This window comes from Mesorhizobium sp. BR1-1-3 (assembly GCF_020165455.1).
GTDB lineage: Bacteria > Pseudomonadota > Alphaproteobacteria > Rhizobiales > Rhizobiaceae > Mesorhizobium > Mesorhizobium ciceri.
In genome coordinates this window covers 457261-474137 of sequence record NZ_JAIUIC010000004.1, presented here as the reverse complement: position 1 = coordinate 474137, position 16877 = coordinate 457261, and the positions used below count along the sequence as shown (strand labels likewise).

The window sequence follows — 16877 nt, the reverse complement described above, 5'->3', positions numbered from 1 at the left end:
GACGGCAATATGCCGCTCGGGCGTCATGCCCGTAAGCAGGGAGAAACGGGCAGTGAGTTTTTCGATGTCAGGCAAGCCGCGTGGCTTGGTCCTTCGCATCTCTTTCGCCGCTTGCTGTGCCGCGATTCCCCTGGTTGTGTGTCTCGCGAGCAGCCCCGCCTATGCGCTGAGCGAAATCAAGCGCGAAGAGCTCCCCCCGACGGTCACGCCGCCGGCCGACGACATGTCGCCCCCCGGAAGCACCGTGCCAATGCCCAACCCGGTCGGGACGCCGCCGCCGTCTAGCCAGCCGACTGCTCCTGCCGAAGCCGAGCCGGACAGTCCGGCGGATGGCGGCGTGACCAGGCCACGCGTCGATCCGGACACGCCGGTGCCCGAGGTCATCTACGATCTCGGCAAGCTGCCGGAACCAGTGCGGCGCATGCATGATTTGATCGTCGAAGCCTGCAAGGGCGGCGATATCGAAAAGTTGCGGCCGTTGATCGGCACGGGCGACAACACAACGCAATTGTCCCTAACCGACATTGATGGCGATGCCGTCGCTTTCCTCAAGGGCCTCTCGGGCGACCCGGACGGCCAGGAAATCCTGGCCATCCTGGAGGAGGTGCTTGATGCCGGCTACGTCCACCTCGATGCCGGCACGCCACAAGAGCTCTATGTGTGGCCGTATTTCTTCGCCCTACCGCTGGACAAGCTGGACGCCAAGCAGCGGGTCGAACTGTTCAAGATCGTCACCGCTGGCGATTTCGACGACATGAAGCAGTTCGGCGCCTATATTTTCTATCGCGTCGGTATCACCCCTAGCGGACAGTGGTCATTCTTCGTCGCCGGGGATTGAGAGCGGCTCTTCCCACCCACGGGGGTAGGGAGCCTAGCGGGGCAATGCCTCAGAAAACTCCACCGCCCTACCCTGGCTTGGCGTGGCGATCTCGCCTTCCCACATCACGCGGCGGCCGCGAATGACGGTGCCGACCGGCCAGCCGACCACTTCTCTCCCGTCATAAGGCGTCCAGCCGGCTTTCGAGCCGGCCTGCGCATTGGTGATGGTCTGGCGCCGCTTCATATCGACGATGGTGAAGTCGGCCTCGTAGCCGGCAGCGATGCGGCCCTTTCTCGCCATGCCGAAGATCCGCTGCGGGCCGTGGCTAGACAGGTCGACAAAGCGCTGCAAGGTCAGCCGGCCGGCATTGACGTGGTCGAGCATGATCGGCACCAGCGTCTGCACGCCGGTCATCCCCGACGGTGAGGCCGGATAGGGCTTTGCCTTCTCGGCCAGCGTGTGCGGCGCGTGGTCGGAGCCGAGCACATCGACGATGCCTTGCGCAATGCCATGCCAGACGCCATCGCGATGGCGCGCGGCACGCACCGGCGGGTTCATCTGGATCAGCGTGCCAAGCCTGAGATAGTCGTCGGCGCTCAGCGTCAAATGATGTGGCGTCGCCTCGCAGGTCGCGACATCCTTGTGTTGTTCGAGGAACACAATCTCCTCGGCGGTCGAGATGTGTAGAACATGGATGCGGGCACGGGCGTTTCGCGCAATGCGTACCAGCCGTTCGGTACAGCGCAAGGCGGCGATCTCGTCGCGCCAGACAGGGTGCGATGCCGGGTCGCCTTCGATGCGTTCGCCAAGGCGCTCGCGCAGCCGGAATTCGTCTTCCGAATGAAAGGCGGCGCGCCGGCGCGTGTTTCTCAGGATCGACGCCACGCCCTCGTCATCCTCGACCAGCAGGTCGCCAGTGGACGAGCCCATGAAAACCTTGATCCCGGCCGCACCCGGCAGCCGCTCAAGCTCGCCGACATCCCCGGCATTCTCGCGGGTGCCGCCGACCCAGAAGGCGAAATCGCAATGCATGCGCCCCGTGCCGCGTCGGACCTTGTCGGCAAGCGCTGCCTCGCTGGTGGTCAGCGGATTGGTGTTGGGCATCTCGAACACGGCGGTGACGCCGCCAAGCACGGCAGCGCGCGAACCCGTTTCCAAATCTTCCTTGTGCTCCAGTCCCGGCTCGCGAAAATGCACCTGGCTGTCGACGACACCCGGCAGGACATGCAGGCCGCGGCAGTCGATCGTCTCGCCGGCCGAGGCCTGGCGGAGATCGCCGATGGCAGCGATGCGCCCGTCCTTCACGCCGATGTCGCGGGCCCCTTCGCCGTCATGGTTGACCACTGTGCCGCCTGTCAGGATGAGGTCGTAGATCATGGCCATGCTCTCTTGCGGGGGGAGTGCCAGCGGCTTACGTAAAGGCCGACCATTTTGCAAGATCAGGTTGCTTTTCCGCCCATGCCCTGTGCCCAGCTCAAAGACCGCGCCCTCATTTCCGTATCAGGTGCGGATGCCGAGCATTTTTTGCAGAACATCCTGACCACCGATCTCGACATCCTGGCTCCCGGCGAAGCCAAACCCGGTGCGCTGCTGACGCCGCAAGGCAAGATCCTGTTCGATTTCCTGATCTCCCGCACCGGCGAGAATGCATTCCGGCTCGAATGCCGTGCCGACATATCGGACGATTTCGTACGCCGGCTGACGCTCTACAAACTGCGCGCCAAGGTCGAGATTGCCAAATCCGATCAGGCGTTTGTCACCGTCGCGTGGGGACATGAATCAACACCCTCACAATCTGATTCAACGGCGGCCGCCGACACACGCTTTCCGAAGGGTGCCGTCACGCGTTCCTATGGCGAAACGGATGAGCGCGGCGATCTTGCCGCGTGGCAAGCCTTCCGCATTGTCGGCGGCATTGCCGAAAGCGGCAGCGACTACCAACTCGGAGACGCCTTCCCCCACGATGTGCTGCTGGACGAAACCGGCGGCATCGGCTTCAAGAAGGGCTGCTATGTCGGCCAGGAGGTCGTCTCGCGCATGCAGCATCGCGGCACGGCCAGGCGGCGCGTGCTGATTGCATCGGCCGACAGGCCCCTGCCCGCGCCCGGCACCGAACTGACCGTCGCAGGCAGGCCGGTTGGCACGCTCGGCTCGACCGTAGACACGACCGGTCTGGCCATTGCGCGCATCGACCGGGTCAAGGCGGCGCTCGATGCCGGCCAGCCGATCATGGCCGGGGACGTTCCGGTAACGCTGGCCATTCCCGGTTGGGCAAAATTCGCCTTCCCGCAGGAAGCCGTCAGCGCGGAGGAGGCCTGATGGCGGCCGACCGCGTCGGCGCGCCGGCACGCGCCTGGCAGCGCATGCTGTCGGGCCGCCGGCTCGATTTGCTCGACCCCTCGCCGCTCGACATCGAGATTTCGGACATTGCGCACGGGCTCGCCCGCGTTGCCCGCTGGAACGGCCAGACCAGCGGCGAGCATGCGTTTTCGGTCGCCCAGCACTCGCTGCTGGTCGAAGCGCTGTTCTGCGACCTGGTGCCCGAGGCTTCGGCCGACGCCCGGCTGGCGGCCCTGCTGCACGACGCCCCCGAATATGTCATCGGCGACATGATCTCGCCGTTCAAATCGGTGATGGGCGGCAGCTACAAGGATTGTGAGTTACGGCTGCAGCGCGCCATCCATCTGCGCTTCTCGCTGCCTCCGGAACCAAGTGCTGCGCTGCGCAAGGAGATCAAGCGCGCCGACCAGATCGCCGCCTATTTCGAGGCAACGCTGCTCGCCGGCTTTTCGACCGCCGAGGCGACCGAGTTCTTCGGCCGTCCGCGCGGCTTCAATGCCGACCGCTTCGATTTCACGCCACGTTCGGTGACCTGGGCGCAGAACGCGTTTCTGAAACGGTTTTCGGCGATCGAGACGTCGCGGCATCAGGTTTCGGCGACCGCAATCGGCTAAAGCGCGTCGCGCTGAAACGGATTCACGCGACGCGCTTTAGGTCTTTGTTTTTATGCATGTCATTCCCCCAAAACCGAGGTCACTTTTGGGCGACATGCATTAAAACGCTAAATTAACCAGCGGCGACCACAGTAGCTTGTTCGATCACGGTCCGCAGGCGCGCTCATGCCCGTCGCTGATGCCAAGGATGGTTCGGCCGTCCCGAAACGGGAGGCCGAAGGCATGGACCGCTCCCGCCACATGGAAGACGAACTGCGGGAGCAGAACCAACGCTTTTCGGCTGCGGTCGAGAACATGTCGCACGGCCTGTGCATGTTCGACGCCGACGAGCGGATGATCATCTGCAACGGCAACTACCTACACATCTTTTGCCTCGACGCCAGGGTGATAAGGCCCGGCATCCGGTTCCTCGACATTCTGCGCCACAGCGTCGATATCGGCGTCGCCTCGCAAACCGCCGACGAACTCTACGCCATCCGCAAGCCTTATATCGATCAGGCAAAGCCCTCGACCTACGAAGAAACACTGTCGGACGGCCGCATCGTCAGCATCTCGCACCGCCCTCTGGCTCTGGGCGGCTGGGTTTCGATCTATGAAGACATCACCGAGCAGCGCCGCGCGCAAGAGGATCTCAAGGAGCAGCACCGCCGCTTCGACGCAGCGCTCGCCAACATGTCGCAAGGCTTGCTGATGTATGACGCCGACGGCAAGATGATCGTGCGCAACCGGCGTTTTCTGGAGCTCTACAAGGTCACCCCAGCGGACTTTCCGCTTGGAACGACGCACCGCGACGCGCTCGAACGGTTGCTGGAACTCGGCATCTATACGAAGATCGATGTCGACAGCGAAGTCGCCAAGACCGAAGCCTGTCTGGCGGCGGCAAAAATGCATTCGGCCTATCGGCATCTTACCGACGGCAGGACGGTTTTGGTCACACGTCGGCCGATGGATGGCGGCGGCTGGGTGGTGACCTTCGACGACGTCACCGAACGTCGCCGCACCGAAGAGCGCATGACCCATCTTGCGCATCACGACACGCTGACGGGATTGCCCAACCGCTCGATGTTTCGCGAACGGCTCGACCTTGCGCTGGAGGACACGGCGGCCACGCCGCTGGCGATCTTCTCGCTCGATCTCGATCGCTTCAAGGCAGTCAACGACACCTGGGGACATCCGGCCGGCGACTGGCTGCTGAAGAGCGTGGCCGAGCGGCTGCAGCGCTGCCTGCATAATGAAAACGACGTCGTTGCCCGCTTCGGCGGCGACGAGTTCGTCATCATCCAGGTCAATTTCAAGGGCATTGCCAGTGCTGAAAAACTCGCGAAGCGCATCGTCGAGACAATCGGAAAACCGTTCCGTGACAAGAGCCGCGAGATGCATATCGGCATCAGCCTGGGCATCGCGGTTTTCCCCGACGACGGCGGAGATGCCGACACGCTGCTGAGGAACGCCGATACAGCGCTTTACCGGGCGAAGAGCGAAGGCCGCAATCTGTATCGGTTCTTCGAACCCGGAATGGACGCAATGGTACAGGCACGGCGTGCGTTGGAGGTCGACCTCGGGACCGCACTGTCGCGCCAGGAATTCGACCTCGATTTCCAACCCATCATGAACATCGCCTCCGGCGAGATCGTCGGCGCGGAAGCCTTGATGCGCTGGCATTCCCCAGAACGTGGCATGGTGGCGCCGGACAGCTTCATTCCGGTCGCCGAAGAAACCGGATTGATCGTGCCGCTTGGAGAATGGGCGCTGAGGAAAGCCTGCACGGCGGCGGCACGCTGGCCCGCCGGCCTGCGCGTGGCGGTCAATGTCTCGGCCGTGCAACTTAAAAGCGGCAGCTTCGCCCGCAGCGTCATCTCGGCGCTGGCTTTCTCCGGCGTGCCAGCCGGTCGGTTGGAACTGGAGATCACCGAAACCGTGCTGATGGACGAAAGCGAGGTGGTGCTAAGGACGCTGCGGCAGTTGCGCGAACTCGGCATCCGCATCGCGCTGGACGATTTCGGCACCGGCTATTCGTCGCTCGGCTACCTCAGGCGTTTTCCTGTCGACAAGATCAAGATCGACCGTTCGTTCATCCACGACCTCGGCAATCGCGACACCGCGGCGATCGTTCGCACCGTCATCGGGCTGGGTGCCGAGCTTGGCATCACTGTCACCGCCGAGGGGGTCGAGACCGAGGTGCAACTCGACATCCTGCGCAGCAATGGCTGCACCGAGGCGCAGGGCTTTCTGATCGGCGCGCCGTCAAAGGCGGCCGAGATCCAGCGTCTGTTGAGATCCCGGGCGCCGCACAGCCAGACCGGCTAGGCCGGCCATCGTCAATGCAGCGTCTCGATGTACTTTTCGTGGAAGCTGACATAGCCGGGCTCGACCACCTTGAGATGCCGCTCGATCAGCGCATGAAACCGCGGCAGTTGATGAAACGGCACGCCGGGATAGGCATGATGCTCGGCATGGAACGGCATGTTCCACGCCAGCTTGCGGACCAGCCAGTTGGTCAATGTGGTCCTGGTGTTCTCCAGCATGTTGGCGACGAACGGACAGCGACCATGCTCGGCCAAGAGATAGAGGCGCAGAAACGGCTGCCCCAACAGAGCGGGCAAAATCCAGACATAGACAAGCACCGAGAGCCGGAAATAGACGGCCAGCAGAAGGAGCACGGCATAAAAGGCAATCATGGCGCGTGCCTCGATGCGCACCTTGTCATAGCCCTTTGGCGGAACGTAGCTTTCGCGACCACGATCCGCGGCGTTGGCATAAAGCGTCTTGATGTGGCCCCACCATAACGGGATGCCGGATATGTGGACGAGGTATTGCCGCCATGTCTCCGGCTTGGGGAACGCCAGTTCCGGGTCATTGTCGGGATCTTGCGTGTATCGATGGTGGGCAAAGTGGAAGTAGCGGAACCAGTCCGCCGGCAGCGCGATCGCCAGGCTGCACACCCGCGCCACGACATCGTTCAGCCGCTGCGCCTCAAAGGCCGTGCGATGAACCGTCTCGTGCAGCAGCGTGAACAGGAACACGATGAGGAGACCTTGCGGCAGCATCAGCAGCGGCCAGAACGGCACTTTGGCGGCGATCAGCGATCCGAGGATCACGATCGCACCCCAATGAGCGGCAAGCTGAACGAGGCCCGCGGCATCAGACTTGGCGGTCAGCCGGTTGCGCTCCTCCTGCGTCAACGATGAAATTACGTCGCGATGATCCACGGGCTTCGATCCAGGCTGGGATTTGATAGAATCCACTGTAGCGCATGAAAAACCTTTCCAAAAATGACGATTTCTGCGATTTAGATAAGCTGAACTTATCTATTCGGTGATCATGGCCGTACTTCCCTCTCTCAAAGGACTTCAGGCTTTCGAGGCTGCGGCCCGTACAGGCAGCTTTGCGGGGGCGGCGGAAGAGCTTTCTGTATCCGCCGCCGCCGTCAGCCAGCTCATCCGCACCGTCGAGGAGCAGATGGACCGCAAGCTGTTCCATCGCGTCAACCGGCGCGCCGTCCTCACCGAGGCCGGCGTCGAGATGCTGCCCAGGCTGACCATGGCCTTCCAGGAGATCGGCAGCGTCGCGCGCCAGCTGGGCGGCGATGCGTTCCGCCCGCGCCTCGTGGTGTCGGTGCCGCCATCCATGGCCATGGGTTGGCTTTCGCAGCGTCTCACTGGTTTTGTCTCAAGCCATGGCGCCGTCGACATATCGCTCAGAGGCGAGGATGACCCGGTGCCGTTCGACCGTGAGTTGATCGACATCAGGCTCACTTATGGGCCGCATTATCGCGAGCACCCGACCGAGGATATCGTCCAGGACGCGGTCTATCCCGTGTGTGCACCCGGGCTGGCCGACACGATCAAACCCGAAGGCCTCGCCAGCCTGCCGCTTATCCATACCGGCTGGGGACCGACCGGTGCGTCCTTTCCGTCGTGGCACAACTGGTTCGAGGCGGCCGGCATCGAACCCGGCCGGGCAGCGCAGCGCGGGCTCTCGGCCACTCGTCGCGCGCGGCACTCGACCTTGCCATTTCGGGATTGGGCGTGGCGCTGGCGCAAGGGATCTACTGTGCCGAGGCGCTGGAGGACGGCCTACTTGTCAGGCCCCTCGCCCAGATGGTCGAGCTGCGCCAGCCCTATTGCCTGACGATCCCGGAGCGCAGCGCCAGACGCGATGTCGTGGACGCGTTTCGCCAGTGGCTGATCGACGAGTGCCGGCGCGCAGTCGGCTCGCCGGCACTGCGTTGACGTGACACGCGGCAATGGTCAGAGGTGCCCGCTCAATGCCTCAGCCATGTCCTTGTTTGTCGCCACGGGGATGATCTCGAATTCCACCAGATCCGCCCATTCGATGACCCAACGCTGCAGCAGCGTGACGTCATCGGCCTCCACCAGCAGGAAGCAGCGGCTCATGTCCGCCGCGATCCAGCTGTGGTGGACGAGCAGCTCGTCCGGTTTCAGGCGGCCGCGGTCGCGAAAGCGGCGATAGATCTCCTTGCGATCACAGCCGGTGAAGTCCTCGATCACGATAAATTGCATGTCCTACCCCCCGATCAAATTACCGCCCCGGCCGGTCCAATCGCTCCAGGAACCACTGCGTCAGCCGCACCCAGACCTCGTCCTTCTCACCGGAATCCTCCCAGCCATGGTCGAGGTTGGGATTGTCATTCACCTCGATGACGAAGACGCCGTCCTTGGTCTCCTTGAGGTCGACGCCATAGAGCCCGTCGCCGATGCAGCGCGCCGCCTTCACTGCCGTCTCGACGACATGCGCCGGCGTTTCCTTCAGCGTGAAGGTCTTGATGCCGCCCTGGTCGGGCTTGCCGTTGGCCTTGTGGTTGACGATCTGCCAGTGCTTCTTGGCCATCAGATAGTGCACGGCAAACAGCGGCTGGCCGCCGAGCACGCCGACACGCCAGTCATATTCGGTCGGAATGAATTTCTGCGCGATCAGAAGGTCGGAATCCTCCAGCCATTCGGTGGCGAGCGTCTTCAGTTCCTCGACGTTGGCGCATTTCTTGACGCCGCGCGAGAACGACGAATCCGGGATCTTCAGCACCAGCGGAAAGCCCAGCGTCTGCGCCGCCAGTTCGAGATCCGAGGTGCCGGCGATCATCACCGTCGGCGGCACCGGCACCTTGTTGTAGGCCATCAGCTCGTTGAGATAGACCTTGTTGGTGCAGCGGATCATCGACAGTGGATCGTCGATCACCGGCATGCCTTCCTGCTGGGCGCGGCGGGCGAAACGATAGGTGTGGTTGGAGATCGAGGTGGTCTCGCGGATGAACAGCGCGTCGTAATTGGCGAGCTTGGCCAGGTCCCGCTTGGTGATCGGCTCGATTTCGACGCCCATCTTCTCGGCGATCTTGGCCCAATAGCGCAGCGACGAGATCTCCGAGGGCGGCAATTCCTCATGCGGGTCGACCAGCGTGGCGAAGGTGTAGCGCGCCGGCGTACGGCCCTTGGTGTCGCGCCACTCCCGGTTGGTGTAGGTTTCCAGGCACTGGATGAAGCTTTTTTCCTCGTCCTCAGTCATCCGCGCCAATGGATGAAAGCCGATCTTGCGGATCGAGGCCCATTCGGCGCTGTCCTTGATGTGGACTTCGAGCGCCGGTGCGCGGAACCAATCGAACAACAGCTTGGCGAAACGGTCCCAGATTTTTGACGGCCCGATGCCGAAGAAGATGCAGACCTTTTGCGGAAAGGCGCCACCAAGATCCTTGCGGCATTTGTTGAGCGCCAGTTCCAGTTCCGGCAGCGCGTGCTCATAGAGCTTGCGTTCCGACAGGTCGATCATCGTCTCGACGGTCGGGATCACCTTGTGGCCGCGCGAGCTTGCCAGCAGCGAGGCATAGTAGCCGCGGCTCTGGTAGGCGTAATTGTTCGACAGGTTGATGACCTTCGGCCGCTGGCCGCGAAACAATGACGGATGCGCGAGATAGTCGCGATTGGTGATGATCTTGTGCGGTGTCGCCACCTGGTCGAGATCGCTCTGCCTGCCGGTAAGGATGACCCAGGTCATTGTCTGTCACGCTTTCCCAGAGTGATGGCGGCACGCAGTCCATCGCGACCGAACTGCGCCATGTTCATGAAGATGCCGTAAGGCACGGGAATGTTGGCTGCATCAAGGATGGTCTCCTGCCTTTCATCCTCGACCCAAGGGTCGTGGATCAGGATATGGTCGCCGTCATCGCCGATCGCCAGCACCCAGTGCGGCACCTTCTTGCCGAACATCAGGAAGCCGCTGATCAGCACCAGCACCAGCTTTCCCCCAGCGATCGCAGCGCGGATATCGTCGATTGTGAATGCACGGTAATTCACCGGGATGCCGTAAAGTTCCGCGCGTCGGCGAAAGTCGACCTGCGCCAGTTCCATTACCCTGCGCTTGTCCTCGCTGCGCACCGATTGCAGGAACAGCGCGCCATAGAAGGAGACGTAGATCTCCACCGCGAGCCCGCTCTCGTAGCCCGAGACAGCGAGGCCGAACGGCTCGCAACCGCCGGGACCCGACATCATGAAGACGGTCGTCGCTTCACGCCACAGGCGGATTTCCATGACCGGATCCGGCACGAAGCCGCGATCGAAATTGGCCATCGCCATCATGAGGCAGCACGGACCGCAGGTGAATTCGCAGGTCTGCTGGTAGAACGGCACCTTGGTGGCGATCGGAATGTCGCCACGCAAGGTTTTTTCGTAGCGAAGTGCCGTTTCGCCATCCTCATAGTAGCCGGGCTCACGCCCGATCTTGCGATAACCGGCCCGTTCGTAGATGCGGATCGCGCGGCTGTTGTCTTCGCGAACTTCGAGACGCAGCATCATGCGGTCGTGCTCGAAGGCGGCATCTTCGGCGGATCCGAGCAGGATGCGGCCGACACCCAGCCCGCCGAAAAACGGACTGGTCGCAATCGAGTAGAGGCGCGCCACGCCGCTGCCTTTGCGAAACAGCACGATCGCATAACCGGCCACGCGGCCGTCGACTTCGGCGACCAGCGTCTCGGCGGTTTCACGCTCGATGAACAGTCGGAAGGAGCGGCGGGAAATACGGTCGCTTGAGAAAACAGCTTTCTCGATGGCGGCGAGATCATCGACGTCAGACGCGCGGGCCGTGCGGATCTCGGCAGGCATGCGGCTTCAGAAAACCTCGATTGGTGGTGGAAATGGCCCTACTCGAACACGTCCATGACGCCAACCAGGGCGTTGGGAAAACCGGCGTCCACCTGGGCGCACGAAGTCCGCTCCACCACCTTGAATCTTCGCCTCGTTTTTCCAAAAACCGTTTCCGATTTTCGGGGCGATGCGACGGCATTCATCAAGCGCTATCGCACCTCGATTAGGGCCGAATTGTGACAAATCCGACGCCGATCCGACGGGCGCAAAAGGTCCTTCGGCCGGATCGGCATTCGCGGATCGACGGCACCGGCAAAAGCGGTGCCGTTCAGCTTGCCAGCCCGTTTACAAGTTGCGTGTAGGCGTTCCTGGCGACCTCGTTCAGCCGCTCGCGCGGCAAGGAGCCGACGACGGCGCAGCCATAGCCCTTGTCCAGCCAGTAGACGGCCTCGGGTCCGTCTTGCGTGGCGGCGTAGGTGCCCTTGGCATTCTCCGTCGATTCCGTGGTGACGAACAGCGATATACGCTGCCCATTGCCGTCCTCGTAAAGCAGCATGGCGGCCTTGCTCTCGCCTGCCGGAAGCAACCGGCCGCCGACCAACTGGAAACCGTTCGCGGTCAAGTCGGGTGCCACCAGCTTCAGCCCTACCCGGTTGGACAGCCAGGTCTGCAGATGGTCCTTGTCGCTGGCCGGAACCTCGACGGCATGCCGCTTTTCGGCGGCATAGATGACATGGGCCGCGATTGCCTGCTCGGCCAGCCGATCTTCCGCCGGGTCCTCCTGCCCGATGCCGTCGACGCCGGCAAGGTAGCCACCAAGCCCGCCGGCGACCAAAAGCACGGCGGCAGCAGCGGCAAGCCACCAGCGCGAGCGTGGCACAGCTGCCTTGACCGGCGCCTCGCCAAGCACGACCTTGCGCAACCGCGCAGGCATGGCTTCGTCCAGCACCCCGGCGAAGGCGGCCTGCAGCGCCGCCCGGTCGGCGGTGAAACGGGCGCTCCTGGCCTTCATCTCGGGATTGGCGTCGAGCCAGGCGTCGTAAGCGGCGCGCTCGTCTGCAGGCAGCTCGCCATCGAGCGCCATGTGGATGTCCCGTTCGGAAAAGTCGCGGCGGATCATTTCTCGACGATCCTTATCGCGCGGCGACGCGCCGTATCGTCCAGCAACCCGCGCAATTCCTCACGTCCGCGCGCAATGCGCGACATCAGCGTGCCAGCGGGGACGCCCAGAATGTTGGCGGCTTCGGCATAGGAAAAACCTTCGATGGCAACCATGACAAGAGCTGCGCGTCGATCGGGGCTGATCGCCTGCAACGCGTCGATGATCTCGCGCGAGGCGATACTCTCCACCTGCTCTGCCGGCTGGGCAACGGCCTCGCCCGCCTCCAGCGGCAACATCGCCGCCTCGCCGCGGCGGTTCACCTTGCGCATCTGGTCGATGAACAAATGATGCATGATCGTAAACAGCCACCTCCGGGGGCTTTCTCCTGTCTGCCAGTTGTCGAGCCGCACAAGCGCCCGCTCGAGGCAATCCTGGACAAGGTCGTCGGCAGCGTCGCGGTCGCGCAAAAGCGAGCGTGCGTAACGGCGCAGGCGCGGTATTTCGCCAAGGATTGCTGCCTTCTTTTCGTCCATGACCGCTGGTTTCGAGGTCGCCCTTGTTGATCTGGATTGAACGCGCCTTCCGGGCGCGGCGCAAGCGGCCAGCGCGAAGCGGTCTCCCGCCCCGGTCACCCAAGCAATGAGATAACGAGCCCATTGGCCGATTTATTCCCGGTCGGGGTGAATCTTATTGTTCTTGCTTGCCTTTATCCGTTTTCCCTCGCCGCCCGTGTCAAAAGCCGCTGATAGAACAGGCCGATACCGATCAGAACCGCGCCGAGGCCGATGAAGGATAGCGCCCGGAGTACGCCTTCCAACTCCGACATGTCGAATATGAAGACCTTCAGCACGGCGATCGCGATCAGCGCGGCCGAAGCGATGCGCAGCACCTGCGATTTCAGCCAGACGCCAGCTGAGAGCAGCGCAACGCCAATCACCAGCCAGAGCGCCGAATAGGTGTAGGTTTCCAACTGGCCGAGGCCGCTCCACAGGCCGATGAATTCGCCCTTGAACAGGCGCCTCACCGACAGCGTGGCATAGGCGAAGGCAAGCGCGGCAGCCACCACGGCCAGCATCTGCGCATACCATTTTGGCCGCTTGTCCCTGGCGTAGAGCGCCAGTCCCCCGGCGGCGACCGCCGGCAGGAGATAGGCGAGGAACAACAGGTTGAACACCGGGATACGGCCGGTCGATTCGTCGGTAAGCAAAGGATTCAGCACCACGAAATGCCTGACAACGATGAAAGCGACCGAGGCCACACCGGCGGCCATCGAACCATAGCGCAGCACCGAGCTTGGCGAGCGCATGTCGATGGCGACCAGGATGGCGCCGGCGCCGATGGCGATCAGGGTGTAGATCGACTGTTCGGCGAGCGTCATGGCACCCGTGTCGATGACGCCGCCATGCATGGCGTGGCGCACCAGCATGGCGAGCGTGAGCAGCGCAAACAGCGCCGCCGCCGCTTCCATGGCAAGGCGCGGCCGGCCATTCGTTGTGCGCGCAAGCTGCCAGGCGGCAAAGCCGAAGGCCAGTGCGGGCACGCCGTAGCCCGGCAGCAGCCAGTTGAACACCGGCGTCGTCGACAGGAACCCGGCGCCGACAATGGTCGGGTCGAAGGCGACACGGCCAAGCACCGCGATCACCGCGCCGACCGAAATCCAGCCGAGCACCGGATAGGAGCGCCAGCGCGTGGCCAGCGCCGGCACGATGGCCGCCGCACCGAGCAGGATGGTGGTCCAGCCGGAATCGAAAGCCATATGCATGAGCAGGAGCCCGGCGATGGCCGCGCCGCCCAGGGCAAACGAGACCGCGACACCGCCCTTGAGCGGCGGCTCCTCGGCCCGCGCGATCCACTCGCCGCCGGCGGCGAAAATGACGACCAACAGTGCCGCTGCGGCGGCGTAGACAGGGTCACGGTCGAGATTGCCGAAAGTGAACCAGAGCGCCAGCAGGACGACCAGCGGGACGTTGACGCCCCACGCCGCCCATGAGGCCGCACGTATCTGTGTCCCAGCGGCGAACCGGCGCGCGGCCCAGAAGCCGGCGCCGATGAAGACCAGGCCGAGTGCGATGCCGATGCGCAAGGTCAGCGCGTTGGACGTGGCCACCGGCAGTCCGTCGACGCCCAGGGCGCCGCCCGAAAAATCGGAAGCGATCGAGGTTGGCGGGATAATGCCGAGATAGATCAGCACCGTGACCAGTCCCGCGGCATAGAGGAGCGGCAGCGCCAGCGGACGATAAAGCGTGACCGCCACCATCGCGGCGATCACCACCGCGCCCGGCAAGGCATAGCCGGCGGCAGCAAAGGCCGGGTCTACCGACAGGCCCAGTGCCGAGAATGCGACGAACAGGCCAGGCACGATGGACGGCCAGTCGAAAGCCCTGTCTGGCGTGGTTTCGTCGCCACGGCGAGCGAGCCAGACAAGGGCGAGCACGGCCAGCGTGACGGCGTCGATGAGCAGGATCGCAGAGAGGTTCGCCCCCGGCGCATCGGTCATATAGAGGATGGTCCAGGCACCGGTGCCGAAAAAGGCAGCCGCCATCAGCAATTTCCAGTCGCGCATGCGGGCGATGACGCCGCTCGCTGCGAGCACGATCGCAAGATAACCGAACAGCGCCCAGGGATTGGGTGCCTGCGAGGCGACGAGCACCGGCGTCACCATGGCACCGACAAGGCCGATGCCGGCCAGCGCCTGGCCATGGACAAGGGCTGCCGCGATCGTCGCCACGCCGATGACGCCGAGCAGCGTGAAGGCGAGTGCCGGGCCGATGAAGCCGTAGATGCCATGCGCGGCATAGACGGTGCCGAACAGGATGAAGGCACCGGCCGCTGTCAGGATCGCCGGAATATAGGCGCCCGCGGCGCCTTGTACGGGCATCTTGAAGCCGGTGCGGCGGATGAACTCGCCGCCGGCGACCAGCACAAGGCCGAGCGCGCCGGCCATGGTCAGCCGTACGCCGGGGCCGAAAATGCCGGCTTCGATGGTGTAGCGGATCAGGAACAGACCGCCCAGCGCCAGGGCGATGCCGCCGACCCAGACCGCCCAGCGGGTGCCGAGCGCGGTTTCGACATCGGATTGGCGGGCGGCTTTCGTCGCTCCGGGAAGCTCCGCGGGTTCCACCGCCTTCGGCGCCGGTTCTGGAGCGGTCCACGGCCCGGACACGATCTCGCCGGTCGAGTCTTCCGTTTCCGTGGCTGGCGCCGGTGCGGCGACCGGCTCGCTTGTCGCTGGAGAGGGAATGTCGGCCGCTGCCGCAACGGCTGGAATCACATCGGCGGGCACGTTGTCGGCCACCGCCTGTTCGGACGGCTTGGCCGCAGGCGGCACGGCTCCCGAGAGCACAAGGCTGCGCAGCGCGCCAAGCTCGCGCTCGACAAGGCCGATGCGGCTCTGCTGGCGCGAAATGATGACGAACAAGGCGATGATGGCGACTAGGCCAATCAGGCTTTCAAACATGGCGGTTCCCCCAAACCAGGCCAGTTTTCACTGACATTCGTCGTACTGACATTCAAATGCGGCGGCCAAGCGGCCAGAAAACTCAGCGCGCCGCCAGATTGGCGGCCGGAAAGATCGAGCATGTTTCGGTGCCGAAAGCCAGCAGCTTGCCGCCGCCATCCTTCAGCGTCGCTTCCGACACCGCCAACGTGCGGCCCTTGTGAACAACCCTGCCCTCGCAGACCACTTCGCCGGTCTTCGGCGTGATGGGACGCGTCAAATTCACCTTGAACTCCGCCGTCGTATAGGCCTCGCCCTTTTCGAGCAGCGTCTGCACGGCACAGGCCAGTGCCGAATCGAGCAGCGTCGCCGCCCAGCCGCCATGCACGCTGCCCAGCGGGTTGAGATGGCGCTCGCTCGGCATGCCACGAAAGACAGCGCGCCCTTCCGAGACTTCGGTGAGAGTGAAATTCAGCTGGAAGGAAATCGGCGGCGCCGGATACTTGCCGTCGACGATGCGCTGCAGCAATTCCAAACCGGTGTATTTCAGGATGTCGGCGTGCGGAATGGTGCCGAGCCCGAGCGGTGAGACCCGGCCAGGATAAAGTTCGACTTCGCTCATGTGAGGATTTCTCTGGCTGCGTCCTCGCCAGCTATGGCCTTGCCGCGCGCGTGATGTTTGCGCAAGGCGGCGAGGAAGCCGGTACGAGCGTCCGGCGGCTCGATGCCGCGCGGCTCATAGACGTGCCGGGTGAAAAAGAAGCCGGTGAGCCGGAAGGCGTCCTCGACATCAGCCGCATCGGCGCGCAGGCCAGAGCCGCGCTGCAGGAAGGCCGGCAGAGCCAGCATCTTGTCGCGCCATGGCAAACCGGCTTCGCGCGATACCGCGCGTCCCGACTTCGGCGAGACATAGGCCAGGTCCTGTCGCGTGCCGGTGGCGGCGCATTGGCTGAGATCGAGGCCGAAGCCGAGTTCGTCCAGCACCAGAAGCTCGAAGCGCGCCACCAGTTCGCCGGCAACGTCGGCGTCGTCGAGATGGACGATCATCACGGCAAGCGTTTCGTAGAGACCTTCATGCGCGTCGCGCTCGGGCAGCAGGCGCAGATGCGCGGCCATGGTCTGCAAGCCGTAGACGGCGACGGCGCTGTCGATCAACCGGGCAGCATTCATCTCGATCGCCTCGGCCTGGAACGTGCCGAGATGCTCGTCAAGGCGTGCCCGCCACAACAGGTCGACGCGATTGCCGGGCTGGAGGACGGGCTGCTGTTTGCGCGAACGGCCGCCGCGAACAAGGCCGAGATGACGGCCATGCGCTCGCGTCAGCACCTCGAGAATGGCGCTGGTTTCGCCATGCTTGCGGGTGCCGAGAATGATTCCCTCGTCGCGCCATTCCATTTCAGGAGCTTTTCACCGATCGGGTGGCGAAATCAAGGTATGGGCTTGGCTCCTGGGTAACTCTCACACCAATGCATAA

14 protein-coding genes and 1 pseudogene are annotated in these 16877 nt (G+C 63.6%); 5 read left to right on the top strand and 10 right to left on the bottom strand.

Annotated elements, in window-relative coordinates:
- Positions 1-64 precede the first annotated feature (64 nt).
- Positions 65-838 carry a hypothetical protein gene (locus tag LB559_RS12390; RefSeq protein WP_013532566.1) on the top strand — a complete coding sequence of 258 codons (774 nt, stop codon included), beginning with the start codon at positions 65-67 and terminating at the stop codon, positions 836-838.
- Between the two features lie 33 nt (positions 839-871).
- Here the strand turns inward: LB559_RS12390 and LB559_RS12385 are convergent, their stop codons facing one another.
- Positions 872-2203, bottom strand: coding sequence for a dihydroorotase (locus LB559_RS12385; protein WP_224674159.1), 1332 nt, complete (start codon positions 2201-2203; stop codon positions 872-874).
- Positions 2204-2278: 75 nt separating this feature from the next.
- Here LB559_RS12385 and LB559_RS12380 point away from each other — a divergent pair, with 75 nt between their 5' ends.
- The 3 genes from LB559_RS12380 (at position 2279) to LB559_RS12370 (ending at position 6081) form a co-directional block, all read left to right on the top strand.
- A complete protein-coding gene (locus tag LB559_RS12380; RefSeq protein ID WP_224674158.1) occupies positions 2279-3139 on the top strand; it encodes a YgfZ/GcvT domain-containing protein in 861 nt (286 codons plus the stop codon).
- Complete coding sequence (locus LB559_RS12375; protein ID WP_013532569.1) at positions 3139-3774, top strand: HD family hydrolase; 636 nt, start codon at positions 3139-3141, stop codon at positions 3772-3774. The genes LB559_RS12380 and LB559_RS12375 overlap by 1 nt, the downstream gene beginning before the upstream one ends.
- A 165-nt stretch (positions 3775-3939) precedes the next feature.
- A complete protein-coding gene (locus tag LB559_RS12370; protein WP_127368965.1) occupies positions 3940-6081 on the top strand; it encodes a putative bifunctional diguanylate cyclase/phosphodiesterase in 2142 nt (713 codons plus the stop codon).
- A gap of 11 nt (positions 6082-6092) precedes the next feature.
- On the opposite strand, the gene LB559_RS12365 is transcribed toward LB559_RS12370, so the two are convergent.
- Entirely contained in the window at positions 6093-6983 is an 891-nt protein-coding gene (locus LB559_RS12365; RefSeq protein WP_027162671.1) for a fatty acid desaturase family protein, read from the bottom strand.
- A 112-nt stretch (positions 6984-7095) separates the two neighbouring features.
- Here LB559_RS12365 and LB559_RS12360 point away from each other — a divergent pair.
- A pseudogene (locus LB559_RS12360) lies at positions 7096-8006 on the top strand (LysR substrate-binding domain-containing protein).
- An 18-nt stretch (positions 8007-8024) separates the two neighbouring features.
- Here the strand turns inward: LB559_RS12360 and LB559_RS12355 are convergent.
- The 8 genes from LB559_RS12355 to recO form a co-directional block, all read right to left on the bottom strand.
- Positions 8025-8285: a DUF3303 domain-containing protein gene (locus LB559_RS12355; RefSeq protein WP_244514281.1), complete on the bottom strand. Its 261-nt coding sequence runs from the start codon at positions 8283-8285 to the stop codon at positions 8025-8027.
- Positions 8286-8316: 31 nt separating this feature from the next.
- On the bottom strand, positions 8317-9780 hold the full coding sequence (locus tag LB559_RS12350; RefSeq protein WP_127368967.1) for a RimK family protein: 1464 nt from the start codon (positions 9778-9780) through the stop codon (positions 8317-8319).
- A complete protein-coding gene (locus LB559_RS12345; protein ID WP_224674157.1) occupies positions 9777-10883 on the bottom strand; it encodes a peptidase C39 family protein in 1107 nt (368 codons plus the stop codon). The genes LB559_RS12350 and LB559_RS12345 overlap by 4 nt, the downstream gene beginning before the upstream one ends.
- 310 nt (positions 10884-11193) lie before the next feature.
- Complete coding sequence (locus LB559_RS12340; RefSeq protein ID WP_224674156.1) at positions 11194-11985, bottom strand: anti-sigma factor family protein; 792 nt, start codon at positions 11983-11985, stop codon at positions 11194-11196.
- Positions 11982-12500, bottom strand: coding sequence for an RNA polymerase sigma factor (locus LB559_RS12335; protein ID WP_013532577.1), 519 nt, complete (start codon positions 12498-12500; stop codon positions 11982-11984). Before LB559_RS12335 ends, LB559_RS12340 begins: the two co-directional genes overlap by 4 nt.
- 173 nt (positions 12501-12673) lie before the next feature.
- Entirely contained in the window at positions 12674-15424 is a 2751-nt protein-coding gene (locus LB559_RS12330) for a DUF2339 domain-containing protein (RefSeq protein ID WP_224674155.1), read from the bottom strand.
- Between the two features lie 82 nt (positions 15425-15506).
- A complete protein-coding gene (locus LB559_RS12325) occupies positions 15507-16025 on the bottom strand; it encodes a PaaI family thioesterase (protein ID WP_013532579.1) in 519 nt (172 codons plus the stop codon).
- Positions 16022-16798: a DNA repair protein RecO gene (gene recO / locus LB559_RS12320; RefSeq protein WP_224674154.1), complete on the bottom strand. Its 777-nt coding sequence runs from the start codon at positions 16796-16798 to the stop codon at positions 16022-16024. The genes LB559_RS12325 and recO overlap by 4 nt, the downstream gene beginning before the upstream one ends.
- Positions 16799-16877: the final 79 nt, after the last annotated feature.